This is a genomic window from Arcobacter sp. (assembly GCF_050300555.1).
Lineage (GTDB): Bacteria > Campylobacterota > Campylobacteria > Campylobacterales > Arcobacteraceae > Arcobacter.
Genome location: NZ_JBNKXY010000017.1, coordinates 16,240 through 32,623, shown reverse-complemented (window position 1 = coordinate 32,623; position 16,384 = coordinate 16,240). Strand labels below are relative to the sequence as shown.

The 16,384-nt window shown below is 26.4% G+C and carries 18 protein-coding genes; 15 read left to right on the top strand and 3 right to left on the bottom strand.

Going from position 1 to position 16,384, the window contains the following annotated elements; all coding sequences use genetic code 11:
* The first annotated feature begins 10 nt into the window (after window positions 1-10).
* Together ACQY5W_RS11620 and ACQY5W_RS11615 are read left to right on the top strand one after the other, a co-directional pair.
* Complete coding sequence (locus tag ACQY5W_RS11620) at window positions 11-463, top strand: GNAT family N-acetyltransferase (RefSeq protein ID WP_428025141.1); 453 nt, start codon at window positions 11-13, stop codon at window positions 461-463.
* A gap of 4 nt (window positions 464-467) precedes the next feature.
* Complete coding sequence (locus ACQY5W_RS11615; RefSeq protein ID WP_428025140.1) at window positions 468-1,328, top strand: helix-turn-helix domain-containing protein; 861 nt, start codon at window positions 468-470, stop codon at window positions 1,326-1,328.
* A gap of 9 nt (window positions 1,329-1,337) precedes the next feature.
* On the opposite strand, the gene ACQY5W_RS11610 is transcribed toward ACQY5W_RS11615, so the two are convergent.
* Window positions 1,338-1,709: an EthD domain-containing protein gene (locus ACQY5W_RS11610; RefSeq protein ID WP_428025139.1), complete on the bottom strand. Its 372-nt coding sequence runs from the start codon at window positions 1,707-1,709 to the stop codon at window positions 1,338-1,340.
* A gap of 198 nt (window positions 1,710-1,907) precedes the next feature.
* On the opposite strand from ACQY5W_RS11610, the gene ACQY5W_RS11605 reads away from it, so the two are divergent.
* The 8 genes from ACQY5W_RS11605 (at window position 1,908) to ACQY5W_RS11570 (ending at window position 7,643) form a co-directional block, all read left to right on the top strand.
* Window positions 1,908-2,201 carry a putative quinol monooxygenase gene (locus tag ACQY5W_RS11605; RefSeq protein WP_428025138.1) on the top strand — a complete coding sequence of 98 codons (294 nt, stop codon included), beginning with the start codon at window positions 1,908-1,910 and terminating at the stop codon, window positions 2,199-2,201.
* On the top strand, window positions 2,198-2,563 hold the full coding sequence (locus ACQY5W_RS11600) for a carboxymuconolactone decarboxylase family protein (RefSeq protein WP_428025137.1): 366 nt from the start codon (window positions 2,198-2,200) through the stop codon (window positions 2,561-2,563). The genes ACQY5W_RS11605 and ACQY5W_RS11600 overlap by 4 nt, the downstream gene beginning before the upstream one ends.
* Before the next feature lie 168 nt (window positions 2,564-2,731).
* A complete protein-coding gene (locus ACQY5W_RS11595) occupies window positions 2,732-4,825 on the top strand; it encodes a methyl-accepting chemotaxis protein (protein ID WP_428025136.1) in 2,094 nt (697 codons plus the stop codon).
* Window positions 4,826-4,930: 105 nt separating this feature from the next.
* On the top strand, window positions 4,931-5,224 hold the full coding sequence (locus tag ACQY5W_RS11590) for a YciI family protein (protein WP_428025135.1): 294 nt from the start codon (window positions 4,931-4,933) through the stop codon (window positions 5,222-5,224).
* 63 nt (window positions 5,225-5,287) lie between these two features.
* The gene (locus ACQY5W_RS11585) at window positions 5,288-5,632 is read left to right on the top strand and encodes a zinc ribbon domain-containing protein YjdM (protein ID WP_428025134.1); all 345 of its coding nucleotides are present in this window, start codon (window positions 5,288-5,290) and stop codon (window positions 5,630-5,632) included.
* Between the two features lie 12 nt (window positions 5,633-5,644).
* Window positions 5,645-5,989 carry a DUF4430 domain-containing protein gene (locus ACQY5W_RS11580; protein ID WP_428025133.1) on the top strand — a complete coding sequence of 115 codons (345 nt, stop codon included), beginning with the start codon at window positions 5,645-5,647 and terminating at the stop codon, window positions 5,987-5,989.
* Window positions 5,990-6,086: 97 nt separating this feature from the next.
* Window positions 6,087-7,034, top strand: coding sequence for an N-acetyl-gamma-glutamyl-phosphate reductase (gene argC, locus ACQY5W_RS11575; protein WP_428025132.1), 948 nt, complete (start codon window positions 6,087-6,089; stop codon window positions 7,032-7,034).
* Window positions 7,035-7,643, top strand: a complete 609-nt coding sequence (locus tag ACQY5W_RS11570; protein ID WP_428025131.1) for a Crp/Fnr family transcriptional regulator — start codon at window positions 7,035-7,037, stop codon at window positions 7,641-7,643.
* A 1-nt stretch (window position 7,644) separates the two neighbouring features.
* Here the strand turns inward: ACQY5W_RS11570 and ACQY5W_RS11565 are convergent, their stop codons facing one another.
* Entirely contained in the window at window positions 7,645-8,607 is a 963-nt protein-coding gene (locus ACQY5W_RS11565; RefSeq protein WP_428025130.1) for a D-2-hydroxyacid dehydrogenase family protein, read from the bottom strand.
* Window positions 8,608-8,730: 123 nt separating this feature from the next.
* Between ACQY5W_RS11565 and ACQY5W_RS11560 the strand changes: the two genes are divergently transcribed.
* Complete coding sequence (locus tag ACQY5W_RS11560; RefSeq protein ID WP_428025129.1) at window positions 8,731-9,612, top strand: DMT family transporter; 882 nt, start codon at window positions 8,731-8,733, stop codon at window positions 9,610-9,612.
* On the opposite strand, the gene ACQY5W_RS11555 is transcribed toward ACQY5W_RS11560, so the two are convergent.
* Complete coding sequence (locus tag ACQY5W_RS11555; protein WP_428025128.1) at window positions 9,609-10,478, bottom strand: LysR family transcriptional regulator; 870 nt, start codon at window positions 10,476-10,478, stop codon at window positions 9,609-9,611. The genes ACQY5W_RS11560 and ACQY5W_RS11555 overlap by 4 nt on opposite strands.
* Window positions 10,479-10,578: 100 nt before the next feature.
* Between ACQY5W_RS11555 and ACQY5W_RS11550 the strand changes: the two genes are divergently transcribed.
* The 4 genes from ACQY5W_RS11550 to ACQY5W_RS11535 all read left to right on the top strand — a co-directional run bounded on the left by ACQY5W_RS11550 (window position 10,579) and on the right by ACQY5W_RS11535 (window position 16,374).
* The gene (locus ACQY5W_RS11550; RefSeq protein WP_428025127.1) at window positions 10,579-11,598 is read left to right on the top strand and encodes a YeiH family protein; all 1,020 of its coding nucleotides are present in this window, start codon (window positions 10,579-10,581) and stop codon (window positions 11,596-11,598) included.
* Window positions 11,599-11,797: 199 nt separating this feature from the next.
* Window positions 11,798-13,213: an aspartate ammonia-lyase gene (gene aspA, locus ACQY5W_RS11545; protein ID WP_428025126.1), complete on the top strand. Its 1,416-nt coding sequence runs from the start codon at window positions 11,798-11,800 to the stop codon at window positions 13,211-13,213.
* Window positions 13,210-13,701 (top strand): asparaginase domain-containing protein, encoded by a 492-nt coding sequence (locus ACQY5W_RS11540; protein ID WP_428025125.1) that lies wholly within the window; start codon window positions 13,210-13,212, stop codon window positions 13,699-13,701. Before aspA ends, ACQY5W_RS11540 begins: the two co-directional genes overlap by 4 nt.
* A gap of 63 nt (window positions 13,702-13,764) precedes the next feature.
* Window positions 13,765-16,374 carry a PAS domain-containing sensor histidine kinase gene (locus ACQY5W_RS11535; protein ID WP_428025124.1) on the top strand — a complete coding sequence of 870 codons (2,610 nt, stop codon included), beginning with the start codon at window positions 13,765-13,767 and terminating at the stop codon, window positions 16,372-16,374.
* The last annotated feature ends 10 nt before the right edge of the window (window positions 16,375-16,384 follow it).

Below are 16,384 nucleotides of genomic sequence, written 5' to 3'. Positions count from 1 at the left end.
CTACTAAAATATGAGCAATTCAATAAACGAAAATATAAGAAAAGTAAATCTTAATGATGTGGATGATTTAAGTAAATTATCAAATAGTTTATTGGGTTTTATTTTTGAAAAAGATGCTCCAAAGTGGTTTGTTGATGAGATATCATCAAAAGCTTTTAAAGAGAGAATTTTAGATAAAACTTATGAACAATTTGTATATATAATAGATAAAAAAATTGTAGGACTTCTTACTATAAAAGATAAAAATCAAATTTTTCATTTGTTTGTTGATTCAAATTATCATAAGAAAGGTATAGCAAAAAAGTTTTGGGAATTTACTAAGATGACTTATAATACTGAAAATATGAAAGTTAATGCCTCTTTATATGCTATAAAAGTTTATGAATCATTTGGTTTTGTAAAACAAGGTGAAGAAAAACTTTTTCAAGAACTGAAATATCAACCTATGGTATATAAAAGCTAAAATAATGACAATTACCTTACCTAATTATATATTGGAAAATAAAGAGTTATATCAAATTATTAGTGATGACAAGATATTAGTATCAAAGTCAACAATATATAAAAAAGATAAACTTTTTTTACGAAATAGTGTGCATATTGCTATTTTATTAATCAATGGTGGTAAAACTTTACATCTTAAAAACAGTGATATTAGTATCGATACTACTGATATACTTTATTTGTCTCAAGGTAACTATTTTATGAGTGAAATAATTGGGAATGAAAATGGTTATGAATCTATATTAGTATTTTTTGATGATGAGTATGTTTTTAATTTTATTAAAAGATATAATATCACTGTAGATACAGATGAACAAGAAGATGTTTTACCATTAAAAAGAGATGAGTTTATAAATACTTGTATTGGTACTATAAATAAATATTTTGAAAAAAACATAGAAAATAGTATCGATTTAGTAAAACTTAAACTTGATGAGATATTTTTATACTCCCTTTCAAAAGATAAAGAAAAATTTGCTGCTTTTTTAAATAAAATTATTCAAACAAAATCTTCAAGAATCAAATATATCTTAGAAGAGAATCTTGATATTATAAATAGTGTTGATGATATGTGTAAACTTACAAGGCTGAACTCAAAAGCTTTGCGAAAAGAGATGAATAGACTATATAATAAAAACCCAAAAGAGTGGTTAGATGAAAGAAGACTTCATAGGGCTGTAACACTTCTTAAAAATACTCAAAAAAGCATATCTCAAATAGCAACTTCATGTGGATATTCAAGTGTATCTTGGTTTATTATCCAGTTTAAAAAATATTATAAAATGACTCCCTTACTTTATAGAGAACAAAAAGTAAGAGAGTAAGATTATTATTTATTTTACTATTTCAAACTCTTTTGTAAAAAAAGCAGTAGATTTTGAAAAATTTAAAAATTTTGCTTCATCATCTAAAAATACAGTACGTAATTTTACACCTTCTTCTGAACTTATCGCTTCAATAAATTCTTTTTCTGATTCCCACCAAAGTTCAGCAATTCCATCGTATTCTAATTCTGGCATTTGTCTTGATTTTCTTACATTTTCATTTAATGAAGAATCTATTGTATGGCTTTGAGTATATTTTTTGACATTATATGTTTTTGCAAATTTTTTTAGTAACTCTCCATGAGTATTTAGCCAATACTCTTGAAATTCTTTTCTAGTCATATCATCTTTTTTTGTAACACACATTATTAGTTTTATCATTAAAAATATCCTTTTATATTTATATTATGTTTTGTAATAATAAATAGAAATACCTTAATTTTGTGTGAATATTCATAAAAATATTATAAAACTATCTTTTTGAATTTTATAGAACAAAACTTATAAAAAAAGATACTTTTCTTATACTGTTAAATTTCAAATTCTTTTATAATCTTCTCAAATAAAAAAGGAGATTATATGAAAACTACATTATTTATTTTTGCAACATTACATCCCAAAAAGGAGAGTTTTGATAAAGCAAAAGAGATATTAAAATTAATTATTGATGATACAAGAAAAGAATCAGGTTGTATAGAATTTAATCTATATGAGGACTTAGAATCTAATAAGTTATATTTATATGAGCAATGGAGTGATGAGTTATCATTAAACAATCATTTTACATATCATTACACTTTAAAAGCACTTGAAGATATAAAAAATCATTTAGAAAAACAAACAGATGTTATAAAAATGGAGAAAATAAAATGAAATCAGATAGATATAAAAAAGGTTGGGAAAAATTAAAAGAAGTAGATGGAAGTGCTGGAGAGAAAGTAATCGAGTCACTAAATGATATAGCACCAGACTTTGCAGATATACTTATAGGAATGTTTGGAGAAATCTATGGAAGAAAAGCCTTAGATTTAAAATCAAGAGAAATAGCAACTATTGCTGCACTTACTGTTATGGGAAATGCAGCACCACAACTAAAAGTGCATATTCATGCAGGATTAAATGTAGGGTGTACAAAAGAAGAGATTTTAGAAGTAATTATGCAAATGTCCACATATGGAGGTTTCCCTTGTGCTTTAAATGGATTGTTTGCAGCTAAGGAAGTTTTTGATATATAAGACTTAGAAAATAACTTTATTTGTATTGTGCTAGGTCTTATTTACTCTAATATAATTTTTTCACTACTTTTTCACTAGTATAAGTTAGAATTAACGGTTTTATATAAAATAATATTTTTACTATGTAAAAAAACGTAATTTAAACTAAAAAATAATTAGGAGAAAAAGTTGAGTATAAAGTTAAAACTACTAATATCAATATCAGCAATGGTGGCATTGTCATACATCATACTAGGGTATATGATGCTTTCAAACAGTTATACAGATAATTATAACAATTTAAAGAGTAAAGAGAAATTTCTTTCTACTGAATCAGCAAAATATGTTAATGATTATTTAAACTCTAAAGCAGATGTAATAAAATCTATTGCTAATCAATTGTCATCTTATGATTCTGAAAATTCTAAGGAAGAGATTAAAAACATGTTAGTAGCTGGAAAAGATGCTGGAGGTTTTGGTTCTGTATATGCTGGGTATGAATCAAATGGTTCAATGCTTAGATGGAGTGGTAGAAATACAATGGCAGCAAAAGATGGATATGACCCAAGAGCAAGACCTTGGTATAAACTAGCTAAAGAGATAAAAAAAGAAGGTGTAACAAAACCTTATATTGATAGTGCAACTAAAAAACTTACAATCTCTATTTTTGCACCAATTATAAAAGATAATAATATGATAGGAGTAGTTGGTTCTGATATATTTTTAGACACAATTGTAAAAACAGTTTTAAATATTTCTATAGAGAATTATGGATTTGCTTATTTAGTTGATGAAAAAGGTAAAATTTTAATACATAAAGATAAAAAAATGCTAGATAAGCAAAGTGATATTTTAAAATCATTTAGAACATCAGATGATAAGTTTGGTGAAATCAATGGAAAACTTGTAGCATTTTCAAAGATTGAAGTTGCAAATTGGTATCTATGTGTAGAGCTTGATAAAGAAAAAGCATTTAAAAAAATTTATAATAGTCTATATACTTTTGGTATCTCTTCTATTATTTTTCTAGTTTTGACTCTTATTATTGTTTTTTTATTTTTAAATAAAGTTTTATCTCCTATAAAAAAAGTTCAAGATGGTATTATTATGTTTTTTGAGTATCTTAAAGGAAAAAATGACCATTTAAACGAACTTGATATAGATTCAAAAGATGAATTTGGAGTTATGGCAAAAGAGATAAATAAAGGTATAAAATCTCTTAGAATATCTTTTGAAGAAGATAAAGCCATACTAAATGAAATAGTTCAGGTACTTGGTGAATTTGAAAAAGGTGACCTTTCTCAAAGATTAACATTGCAAGTATCAAACCCAACACTAAGTAGGCTAAAAACTGAATTAAATAACATGGCAGATAATTTACAAAAAAATATTTACAATGTACTTTTAGTTTTAGAAGAATATTCAAATTATAAATATTTAAATAGTGTAGATGTATCAAGTCTAAAGGACGATTTTTTAAAGCTTTCAAATGGTGTTAATACTCTTGGTAAATCTATTAGTGATATGTTAAAAAAAGATAAAAGTAATGGTTTAGTTCTTCAAACAAGTGCAAATGAACTTATGAATAACGTTGAAACACTTAGTAGTTCTTCAAATAAAGCAGCGGCTTCTTTAGAAGAAACAGCTGCAGCACTTGAAGAGATAACTTCAACTATAGCAAACAATACGGAAAATATAATAAAAATGTCAAACTATGCTAAAGAATTGGCAACTTCTGCAAAAGAGGGTGAATCTTTTGCTAAAAAAACTACAACATCAATGGAACAAATAAATGAAGAGGTAAATGCTATAAATGAAGCAATAAGTGTTATTGATCAAATAGCATTTCAAACAAATATCTTATCACTAAATGCTGCCGTCGAAGCAGCAACCGCTGGAGAAGCAGGAAAAGGTTTTGGTGTAGTTGCACAAGAAGTTAGAAATCTTGCAAATAGAAGTGCTGAAGCAGCTAAAGAGATAAAAAATTTAGTTGAAAGTGCTTCAACAAAAGCAAATGATGGAAAAAATATAACTGATTTGATGATAAAAGGATATGAGAGTTTAAATAATAATGTTTCTAAAACTTTGGAGCTTATTCAAGATGTTGAACAAGCAGGTAAGGAACAACGAGCAGGAATTGAACAAATAAATCATGCTGTTACAAGTCTTGATAGGCAAACTCAAGAAAATGCAGATGTTGCATCAAAAACAAGACAGATTGCAAGTGATACATTAGCTTTAGCTACTGCAGTTGTTGATGATACTCAAAAAAAGAGTTTTTAAAGGTTAAAATAAAAGATGATAGATAAAATCATTTTATTTATATATGTTTATAGTTAGATTTAGAAATTTCTATTATAATTTATTTTTAAAATTTAAAGGGTAAGCATGTTTATAGTCAATTTAACATATATTAAATCATTGGATGAGGTAGATAAATATCTTGAAGCTCATGTAAAGTATTTAAAAGAACAATATGCAAAAAAGAATTTTATAGCTTCTGGAAGAAAAATACCAAGAGATGGTGGAGTGATACTTTCAAAACTTACTTCAAAAGAGAAGTTGCAAGAAATATTGGCAGAAGACCCATTTAATATTGCAAAGTTAGCAAATTATGAAATTATAGAGTTTGTTCCAAGTATGACATCAGTTGAGTTTGAGAATTTAAAAGAAGAAATCTAATCATTATATTTGACATTATTTGATTAATATTCTACAATTCCAAAAAAGTTTTAAAGGAAAAGAATGAGTCAATTACCAAATTGCCCAAAATGTGGGAGTGAATATACATATGAAGATGGGAGTTTACTAATCTGTCCTGAGTGTGCACATGAGTGGTCAAAAGATGCAGGTGAAACAGAAGAAGCTACATTAGTAGTTAAAGATGCAAATGGAACTATATTAAGTGATGGTGATGATGTAACTGTTATCAAAGACTTAAAAGTAAAAGGTAGTTCTTCTGGTATAAAAGTAGGAACAAAAATCAAAGGTATTAGACTTGTTGAAGGAAGTGATGGTCATAATATTGACTGTAAAGTTCCAGGAGTAGGGGCTATAAAACTAAAACAAGAATTTGTAAAAAAATCTTAAAAAAAATATTTTATGAAATATATTTTTCTATTATTTGTTCTGACAACTTTTTTAATGTCAGAGCAAATCAAAGTTACTATCATATATGGTACTCATAAACTTGATAAAGTTGTAAATACTGAATATCAAAATGGGACTACTGCATTAGAGTTATTAAAAAAAATCAGTGATGTTCAAGCTGTAAAAACTGGCAAATATAATTTTGTACGTTCTATTGATGGAGTAAAGTCTGAAGTGGGAGTTTATGGTTGGTTTTATTTGATTGATGGTGAATCAACACATAAAATGGCTGAAAAATTTTTATTGAATAACAATAAAACAATGACTTGGTATATACACAAAGAACAATGCAATTAGTTTGCAAATATTTTTTAAAATGGTAAAAATAAAAAATATATACAATTAACCAAAATCAAGTTAAAATATCGAAAATATAATAATTTAAAGAGTAAAAATGAAATATAAAATTTTTGTAGATGGACAGTTTGGAACGACTGGATTAAAAATAAACGAGATGTTAAAGAATAGAAGTGAATTAGAGCTTCTAACAATAAGTGAAGAAGAAAAAAAAGATATTGAGATTAAGAAAAAGTTTTTAAATGAAGCTGATTTAGTCTTTTTATGTCTTCCTGATGCTGCTTCAAAAGAGTCTGTTGCATTAATCACAAATGAAAATGTGAAAATAATAGATGCAAGTACAGCCCACAGAACAAACCCAGAATGGACTTATGGAATTGCAGAAATAACTCCTACTCAAAGAGAAAAAATAAAAAACTCTAAAAGAGTTTGTGTTCCTGGTTGTCATGCTAGTGGATTTATTATGGCTATGAAACCATTGATTGAAAATGGGATTGTTTTAAAATCACAAAAAATAGTTTGTCACTCTATTACAGGATATAGTGGTGGAGGAAGAGCATTGATTGATGCTTATGAAGATCCAGCAAATAAAGGTAAATTTGATAGTCAAAGACCATATGCTTTAGGACTTAGTCATAAACATTTACCTGAAATGAAGCATGTTTTAGGATTAGAATCAGCTCCATTTTTTACTCCAAGTGTTGGAAACTTTTCACAGGGAATGTTAGTTATGTCTTATTTGATAAAAGATGAACTATCAAAAAAAGTTTCTAAAGACGAAGTAATTTCTATTTATAAAGAGTATTACAAGGGTGAGCAATTTGTAAAAATTATTGAAAATGATATTGAATACCTTGATGATGGTTTTTTAAATGCCATGAATTGTAATAATACAAATACAATTGAAATATCAGTATATGATAGTGAAGATTATATGCTTGTAATTTCAAGACTTGATAACCTTGGAAAAGGAGCTTCAGGTGCTGCTGTTCAAAATATGAATATCATGTTAGGTCTTGATGAAAAGTTGGGTTTAAATATTTAAATGCCAAAACAAAGTTATGAAAAAAGTTGTTTTAATCAGTTAAGGGAAACTTGTAAACAGTATCAAAATTTTTCCGATAAATCATTTGGAGAATTTAGAAAAATAAGCTTTTTAAAAGAGGTAAAAAAAGGTGAGGTCTTACAAGATGTATATTCACCTGCAAAATATATTTATTTTATTTGTAAAGGTATCTTACGCACTTTTTTTTCAAATGAACAAGGTGCAATTTATACTAAAAATTTATTTAGTGAAAACTATTTTTCAGCTTCAAAAGTTTCTCTTATTACTGGGGAAGATTCATATCTTTGCATTGATGCTTTAGAGGATTCTACGCTTATTTATATTGATTTTTTTAAATATAAAAAGCTTATTGAAACTAATGATGAGTTTAAGAATTTTTATATTAATTATTTAGAAAAAAATTGGATAATAGTAAAAGAAAAAAATGAGATATCTTTAATACTTGATGATGCAACAAAAAGATATGAAAACTTTATAAAAAATAATCCAAATATAGAAAATAGAATTCCACTTCACCATATAGCAAACCATTTAGGTATCACTCCTACACAGTTAAGTAGAATTAGAAAAAAGATAAAAGAGAGTTAAGCTATTTGGCTAAGTTTTGAGGTAAACCATTTGCATATGCAATGATATTTTCAAATGCTATTTTAAAATATAGTTCATAGCTATTTTTTTCAACATAACCAAGATGTGGAGTACAAAGTACATTTGGTAAAGTTAAAAGTGGCTCAGACTCTTTTGATATGGGTTCATTTTCATAAACATCTATTGCTGCTTTTTTTGATGGATTATTTAACAGTTCTTCATATAAAGTACCACTTTCAACTAACTCTGCTCGACTTGTATTTACAAATAAAGAATCTTTTTTCATCAATTTTAAGTCCTCTTTCGTAACGCAATTTTTAGTAGCTTCATTAAGTCTTAAATGTAAAGTTATAATATCTGCTTCTTTGAAAAAATGCTCTTTATTATCAGTAGATTCAAATCCATGCTCGTTTGCTAAAGTCCTAGATGCTTCTCTTCCATAAATTAAAATATTCATACCAAAAACTTTTGCGTATTGGGCTATTTTTTGACCAATTTTTCCATATCCCCAAATACCTAAGGTAAGACCATTTAAACTTCTTCCTAAACCTAAGTTCCTTGATTGTTGCCATTTATTTTGTAGCAGGTTTGATACATATTCAGGTATATTTCTAGCAGATGTCATAATAAGTGCCCAACATAATTCAGCTGGTGCGATAGGTGAACCAACTCCTTCTGCAACTTCTACCTTATATTTTTGACATAGTTTTAAGTCTAGGTGATTGCTTATTTTCCCTGTTTGACTAATAAGTTTTAAATTAGGAAGTTTAGATAAAAGTTCTTCAGTGATAATTGTTCTTTCTCTTATAAGTACTAAGGCTTCAAAATCTATTAATTTTGAAGCTAACTCATTTGTATTTTTATATGTGTCATTGAAAATGTGTACATCATGATTATTTAAAATTTTGAAACAATCAAGTGTTCTTACCACATCTTGATAGTCATCTAATATCGCTATTTTCATTTTAATTCCTTTAGCTTAGTTAATCTGTTGTATTTTAACCAATTCAAATAAAAATCAACATATGTAAAGGACAAACTATTTTTTTTTGATTAGTATTTTAATATATATTTCAAAAGGATAATTTTGACAAATCAAATAAAAGCTCATCTTTTACTTCTACTAGCTACTTTTTTAGTAGCAGGTTCATTTATTGCTTCTCAAAAGCTTTCTGGTGTTATTGACCCAATTTCATTGACCCTATGTCGTTTTATTTTTGCAACACTATTTTTAGCTCCGTTAATTTTTATAAATAAAAAATATAGAAACAAAGTTTTATCTACTCTTCCAAGAGGTATGATTATTGGATTATTTTATTCTTTATATTTTATTGGATTGTTTAAAGCTTTGGAAAGTACAACTGCTCTAAATACGGGAACACTTTTTACCCTTGTACCTTTGCTTACAGCAATATTTGCAATCTTTTTATTAAAACAAAAAATAGGGCTAATCCAATTAATAACCTATCTTGTAGGTATAGTTGGAACTTGTATCGTAGTTTTTAAAGGTGATTTACAACTGTTTTTAAAATTTCATTTAAACCAAGGTGATATTATTTTTCTTTTTGCCATTATTTCTATGGCTTTATACTCTATATCTACAAAGTTAGTTCATAAAAAAGGTGATGAACTAATAGTATTAGTTTTTGTAACTTTATTTAGTGGAATTATTTGGATGTCACTTGCTTTATTGTTTATGGAAATACCTCTACAATGGGAAAAAATATCAGGTGATTTGATTTATTATATGCTTTATTTGATTATTGGAGCAACGTTATTTACTGTTTATTTATACCAACAAGCATCAATAAATCTAGGTCCTAAAAAAGTTATGGCTTATGTTTATATAAACCCAGCTTGTATTGCTTTATTGATGTTTATAATTCAAGGACAAACTATTGGGTTAAAGGTTCTAATTGGAATTTTAATCTCTTCAATAGCTACACTAATTCTTTTATTAAAGGATTAGTGTAGCTTGTTTTTTAGATATTCAATAAAAGTTTTAAAAAGAAGATTGTTTGATTTATTTTTATGATATATCAAATAAAACTCTCTTTTGAACTCAAAGTTTTTTAGTTTTATTTCGAAGAGTTGTTTATTTTCAATCTCTTTTTTAACTGCAACTTTTGATATGGCTGTTATACAATCTTTGTTATCCATAACTATTTTTTTTATCTCTTCAAAACCATGAAGTTCCATAAAGATATCTAGTTTTTCTGTGTGTTTCCCAAGTTTATTTATAAATATTTCCCTTGTCCCAGAACCAATTTCTCTTAAAATCCATTTTTTATCTATGGTATCTATATAAGAAGTTCTAGGATAGTTTTCATCACTTGTGACAATGATTAATTCATCATCATATAATTTTTCTCTTATTATATTTGAATGAGTAAAATCTGTTTCTATTAGTCCAATATCAAGTTTTGAATCTAAAACTTTTTCTAATATTATTGTTGAATTTATAGTTTCTATGTCAAATTTTACTTCTTTATATTGAGATAGAAAATCGAAATAAATATCTGGCATGATGTAGTTAGAAATAGTTTTACTAGCTGCTATTTTCATCTGACCTGCTAGTTTGTTTTTTTGAAAAATATTTTTTGCATCTTTTATGGCAAGATAGTGTGAATAGGTTTTTTCCTTAAAGAATCTTCCTCTTTCATTAAGTACTAACTTTTTTCCAAGCCTATCAAAAAGTTGTTCATTAAGTTTGTTTTCTAAAGATTTTATTGCTAGTGAGATAGCTGATTGACTTATATTTAACTCTTGTGCTACTTGAGTTACTTGTGGGTTATCACATAGCTTATAAAAAAAGCTTAATTCCTTTAATGTCATATTTTTCCTTATTAAAAATATTTATTATTATATTAAAAATAATATATTTTACATATTAAAAAAAGAGAGTTATACTTCAAAAAATCAAAAGGAGCTAAGGGTGTTATTTGAAATAGATAATAAAAAAGGAACAATATTTGGGATTATTTTTGTTGCTTTATTTTCTTTATTGGCAACTTATCTTTCAGAACTTAGGATATTTAAAAGTATTGGAATAAGTCCTTTGATTATTGGTATTGTATTGGGCATGATATTTGCAAATAGTTTAAAAAGTAAATTTCCAAAAAGCTGGAATAGAGGGGTGAAATTTTCTACAAAAACAATATTAAGACTAGGTATAGTCCTTTATGGTTTTAGATTGACTTTACAAAATTTGCAAGAGGTAGGATTAAATGGATTTTCAGTTGCTATTTTAATTGTATGTTTTACATTTATTTTGGGATATTTTTTTGGAGTAAAAGTTCTAAAAATGGATAAAAAATTGACCATATTAATAAGTGTTGGAAGTTCTATTTGTGGAGCAGCAGCAGTTTTAGCTACAGAGTCAGTTTTAAAATCACAAGCATATAAAAGTACAATTGCTGTATCAACTGTTGTGATTTTTGGAACAATTGCGATGTTTTTATATCCTTTTATGTACAAAGCAGGATTTATTAATCTTGATGTTTTTAATATGGGAGTATATATTGGTGGAACATTGCATGAGGTTGCACATGTGGTTGGAGCAGGCAATGCCTTAGGAACAGAAGTATCAGAAAATGCTGTAATAGTAAAAATGATAAGAGTAATGCTATTGGCTCCTTTTTTAATAATTTTGTCTATTTTTATAATTAAAACTGGATTATCAAAAAGTGATGAAAAAAAGAAAATAACTATTCCTTGGTTTGCTGTGATGTTTATGTTAGTTGTTGGAGTTAACTCTTTTGATTTTTTACCAAATGTGGCAGTAGATTATATAAATATTATTGATACTTTTATTTTAACTATGGCAATGAGTGCTTTAGGTATGGAAACTACTTTTGAGAAGTTTAAAAATGTAGGTTTCAAACCTCTTATTTTGGCTTTAGTCTTATTTATATGGTTGATTTTTGGTGGATATTATATTGTTAAATTATTTTAATAATTAAGCTTATTATCTTAATAGTTATTAAATTTTGAAATTTCAAGTTTTATTACTTTTTTTTGTTGATTTTATATTTATTTAATAGTAGAATTTGCTTTTATTTCGTAATTTAAAATTATGAAATAAAAACACACTTTTTACATACTTATTTACACTATTATTTTGTGAATTATTAATTAAAAACAAAAGAGGGACTATGGGAACTAAACATAGAATAGAAAAAGATTTTTTAGGGGAAAAAGAGATTCCATCGGATAAATACTTTGGAATACAATCATTAAGAGCAAAAGAGAATTTTGATATTACAAAAACAGATATATCATTGTTTCCAAATTTTATAAAGTCAATTGCAAAAGTTAAAAAGGCTTGTGCTTTAACAAACTTTGAACTAGGCGATTTAACAGATGCACAAAGAGATGCAATCGTTCAAGCTTGTAATGAAATTATTGATGGAAAACTTCATGACCAATTTATAGTAGATCCAATTCAAGGGGGAGCTGGAACTTCTACAAATATGAATGCAAATGAAGTAATCGCAAATAGAGCTTTAGAAATTATGGGAAAAGAAAAAAGTGCATATGAGTTTATTCATCCAAATAATCATATCAATATGAGTCAATCTACAAACGATGTTTACCCAACAGCTATTAAACTTACTTTACATGAGTTAATTTATAAATTAAAAGATTCTTTGAGATTTTTAAGAGATTGTTTTGAAGAAAAATCAGTAGAGTTTAAAGATGTACTTAAAATGGGAAGAACACAGCTTCAAGATGCAGTTCCTATGACATTAGGTCAAGAGTTTAAAACTTATGCTGTAATGATTGACGAGGATATTTATAGACTAAGAGAAGCACAAGCACTTTTAAAAGAAGTAAATTTAGGTGCAACAGCAATTGGTACAGGGATTAATTCAAAAGCTGCTTACCAAAGAAAAGTTATCAGTAACTTAAGAGAAGTAACTGGTGTAGATTATGTTGCTGCTGGAGATTTAATTGAAGCGACTCAAGATACAGGTGCTTTTGTACATATCTCTGGAATATTAAAAAGAGTTGCAATTAAAATCTCTAAAATATGTAATGACTTAAGACTTTTAAGTTCAGGTCCAAGAGCAGGATTCAATGAAATAAATCTTCCTCCAATGCAACCAGGAAGTTCAATCATGCCTGGTAAAGTAAATCCAGTAATACCAGAAGTTGTAAACCAAGTTGCTTTTGAAGTAATTGGTGCTGATGCGACTATCTCTATTGCTTGTGAAGGTGGACAATTACAGCTTAATGTATTTGAACCATTAATTGCATATAAATTATTTACTTCTATAAATATGATGAGAAGAGCATTTTATTCTTTAGGTGAAAAATGTGTTAAAGGTATCACTGCAAATGAAGATGTTTGTATGAACAATATCTTAAACTCTGTTACTTTAGTAACTTGTTTAAATCCAATTTTAGGGTATGAAAAAAGTTCAGCTCTTGCAAAAGAGGCATTAGCTACTAACAAAAGAGTATATGACATAATTTTAGAGCAAGAATTATTTACAAAAGAAGAGTTAGATGAATTACTAAAACCTGAAAATATGGTAAATAATCTTATGAAGGAAACTACAAAATGACAATAACTGTTCTAAACACTGGTGGAACTTTTAATAAAAGATATAATCCTATCAAAGGAAAACTTGAAGTTCCTAGTGATAATATAGCATTGGACAAGATAATTAAATCTTGTCACAATGTAACTTTTGATATTAAAAATATAGTTTCTAAAGATAGTTTAGATTTCACAGATGAGGATAGAGAAACAATTTTAAAAGAAGTACAAAATAGTACATCTGAAAAAATTATAATCATCCATGGAACAGATACAGTTGATTTGACTTCAAAATTTTTTGAAGGAAAAATTGAAGGTAAAATTATAGTTTTTACAGGTGCAATGGTTCCTATGAGTATTGATGAAGTTGAAGCTACTATGAATTTCTCACAAGCTTTAGGATTTTTAAATGCAGATGTTAAACCTGGCATTTATTTATCTATGCACGGTGTTGTTGTTGAACACAGCAGACTAAAAAAAGATAGATCTGTAGGACAGTTTTTAATTAATTAGCTATATTTAATATAGTTTCAATATAATTGTTAAGTCTGAAACAATTATGAAACAGGTAATTAAATGCTTTTTAAAAATGATAAAAAATATAGCTTAAATGATATAGAGCGATTATACTCACAAATACCACTTATTTTTATAATCGTAATCGCTTTATTATCATGTATTATTACTTATTTTATTTTAGATTCAAAACAAGCAAGAGAAATAGATTTACTTAAACAAAAATATTTTTTAAATTATGAATTTACAAAAAAAGAAGAGATTAGTAGATTTAAAACTTTTGTAGAAAAAAAGTTAAAAAATAGATTTACTATCGAAGAGATACAACTTAAAAATATCACTTATAAAGTAATAGGTTTTGTTCAATCAAATCGTTTAAAAGATCCTAAAAAACTAGAAAATTTTTTAAATAATATAGAACAATCAAATAATATAAATATTGCAATATTTAAGAAAAATGATTTATCTATACTTCATGGAAAAGAATCAATTTCATATCTACAAGAACTGATTTTTTCTTATAAAAAAGATAAAGATAAAAATTTAATTCTTAAGTATATTTATTCTCAAGGGAAAAGTAATCTTCAATATTGGAAAGATGATGTTGCAAGAACAGTAAGACTTAGTTTTTTTGATACTATTTCTATAAATGGTGATGATTATTATATTGGCACATTTTCTACTATTAACTCAATTAGTGAAATCACAAAAAATGCAATTATAAGTGCTATAAATACTGATAAATTTGATATTTGGTTTTATGATATTATTTCTAAACGCACATACAATTTTTATAAACAAAAGAAATATAATGATTCAACAAAGTTATTAAGAACAAAGCAAAAGAGTAAGTCTTTTGAGATATTAGAATATTATTATAATAATTTCGGTTATAGTGAGAAATTTAGAAGTTATACATACTTTTACGAAAAATATGATTTTTTGGTATCTATATTTTATGATAGAAAAATTGTAGAAAATGAGATAAAAGATACTATTAACAAAATCAAAAAAGATTATCGAACACTGCTTTTTAAAATTTATACTTATATCTTGATAAGTGCTGGGTTACTTATCTTACTCACATATTTATTTACAAACTTTATTAAAACAATTATTACTGAATATAATGATGAATTGGAAAATAAAACTGTCTCTTTAATTCATTGGAAAAAAAGATTTGAGTTGGCAATTATTGCTTCAAATGATGGATTGTGGGATATTGATTTTAAAACCCAAAAAATATATTTTTCAGATAAATGGTTAGATATGTTTGGTTATGAAAAAGATGAAGTACTTACTTTTTCTGATTGGTTTAGTCTAATTCATAATGAAGATAAAGTAAATGTGGAAAAACTCTTTGATAAAATTTTTGCAAAAGTAGATGATACTTTTATATGTGAGTATAGATTAAAAACTAAAAACGATGGCTTTAAGTGGGTACTTGCTCGTGGTAAATCTTTCCTTGATGATAACAATGAACTAGACAGAATGCTTATGATGTCTATGGATATTGATAAAAATAAAAGGATGAAAAAAGAGTTACTTGACGTTGAACTCTTAGTTGAAGATGGGAAAATTGTAATTTTTAAACTTGTTAATAATCAAAATTTATCTGTACAATATATTTCAAATAGTATTCAAACTTTTGGATATACCAAAAAAGAGTTTGAAAAAGAGAATATGAAGTTTATGGATTTGATTCATGAAGAGGATGTTGATAAGGTACAAGTTGCAATAAATGCAGCTGTGAAAAATGATTTACAAAATTTTACTTTTATTTGTAGGATGATAAATGCAGCAAATGAAATAAGATGGATATCAAGTAGGGTAATACTTATTAAAAATCACTCTGGGCAAGTAAGCCATTTTTACGGATATTTAAATGATATTACAAAAATAAAACTAAGTGAAGAGGAACTGAAATTAAAAGTAGAAGATGAACTAGGTAAAAATAGAGAAAAAGATAGAATCCTAATCCAGCAAAATAAACTAGCAGCTATGGGAGAGATGTTAGGTAATATCGCTCACCAATGGAGACAACCACTAAATAATGTCTCCTTGATACTCCAATTTTTAAGGGATAATTATAAAAATATTGCAGTAAGTGAAGAACAAATAGATAAGTTCATAAATAAAGCTAATAAACATATAGAGTACATGAGTGAAACAATTGATGACTTTAGAAACTTTTATAAACCCTCAAAAACACAAAACAAATTTTTTGTAAATGAGTCTATTGATACTTTACTTTATATGGTAAGAAATCAATATGAAAGTGAAAATATAAAGATAAATTTTGAGTATGAGAAAGTAGAAATTACAAACTATGAAAATGAACTAAAACAAGCTTTATTAAATATTTTAAATAATGCAAAAGATGCCTTACTAATGAAAAAAGAAAAAGAAGATTTTGAAGCAATTATAAACATATCTTTGAAAAAAGATAAGGAAAAAATGAAGTTAGAAATATCAAATAATGGAGGAAATATAGGTGAAGAGATTTTATATAAAATTTTTGAACCATATTTTACAACTAAGTTTGAAACGCAAGGTACAGGAATAGGTTTATATATGACAAAATCAATTATAGAAACTAATATGAAAGGAAAAATAGAAGTAGAAAATATAAGTGATGGTGTTAAGTTTACCATTACATTAAATATTTAATTTCTTAGGA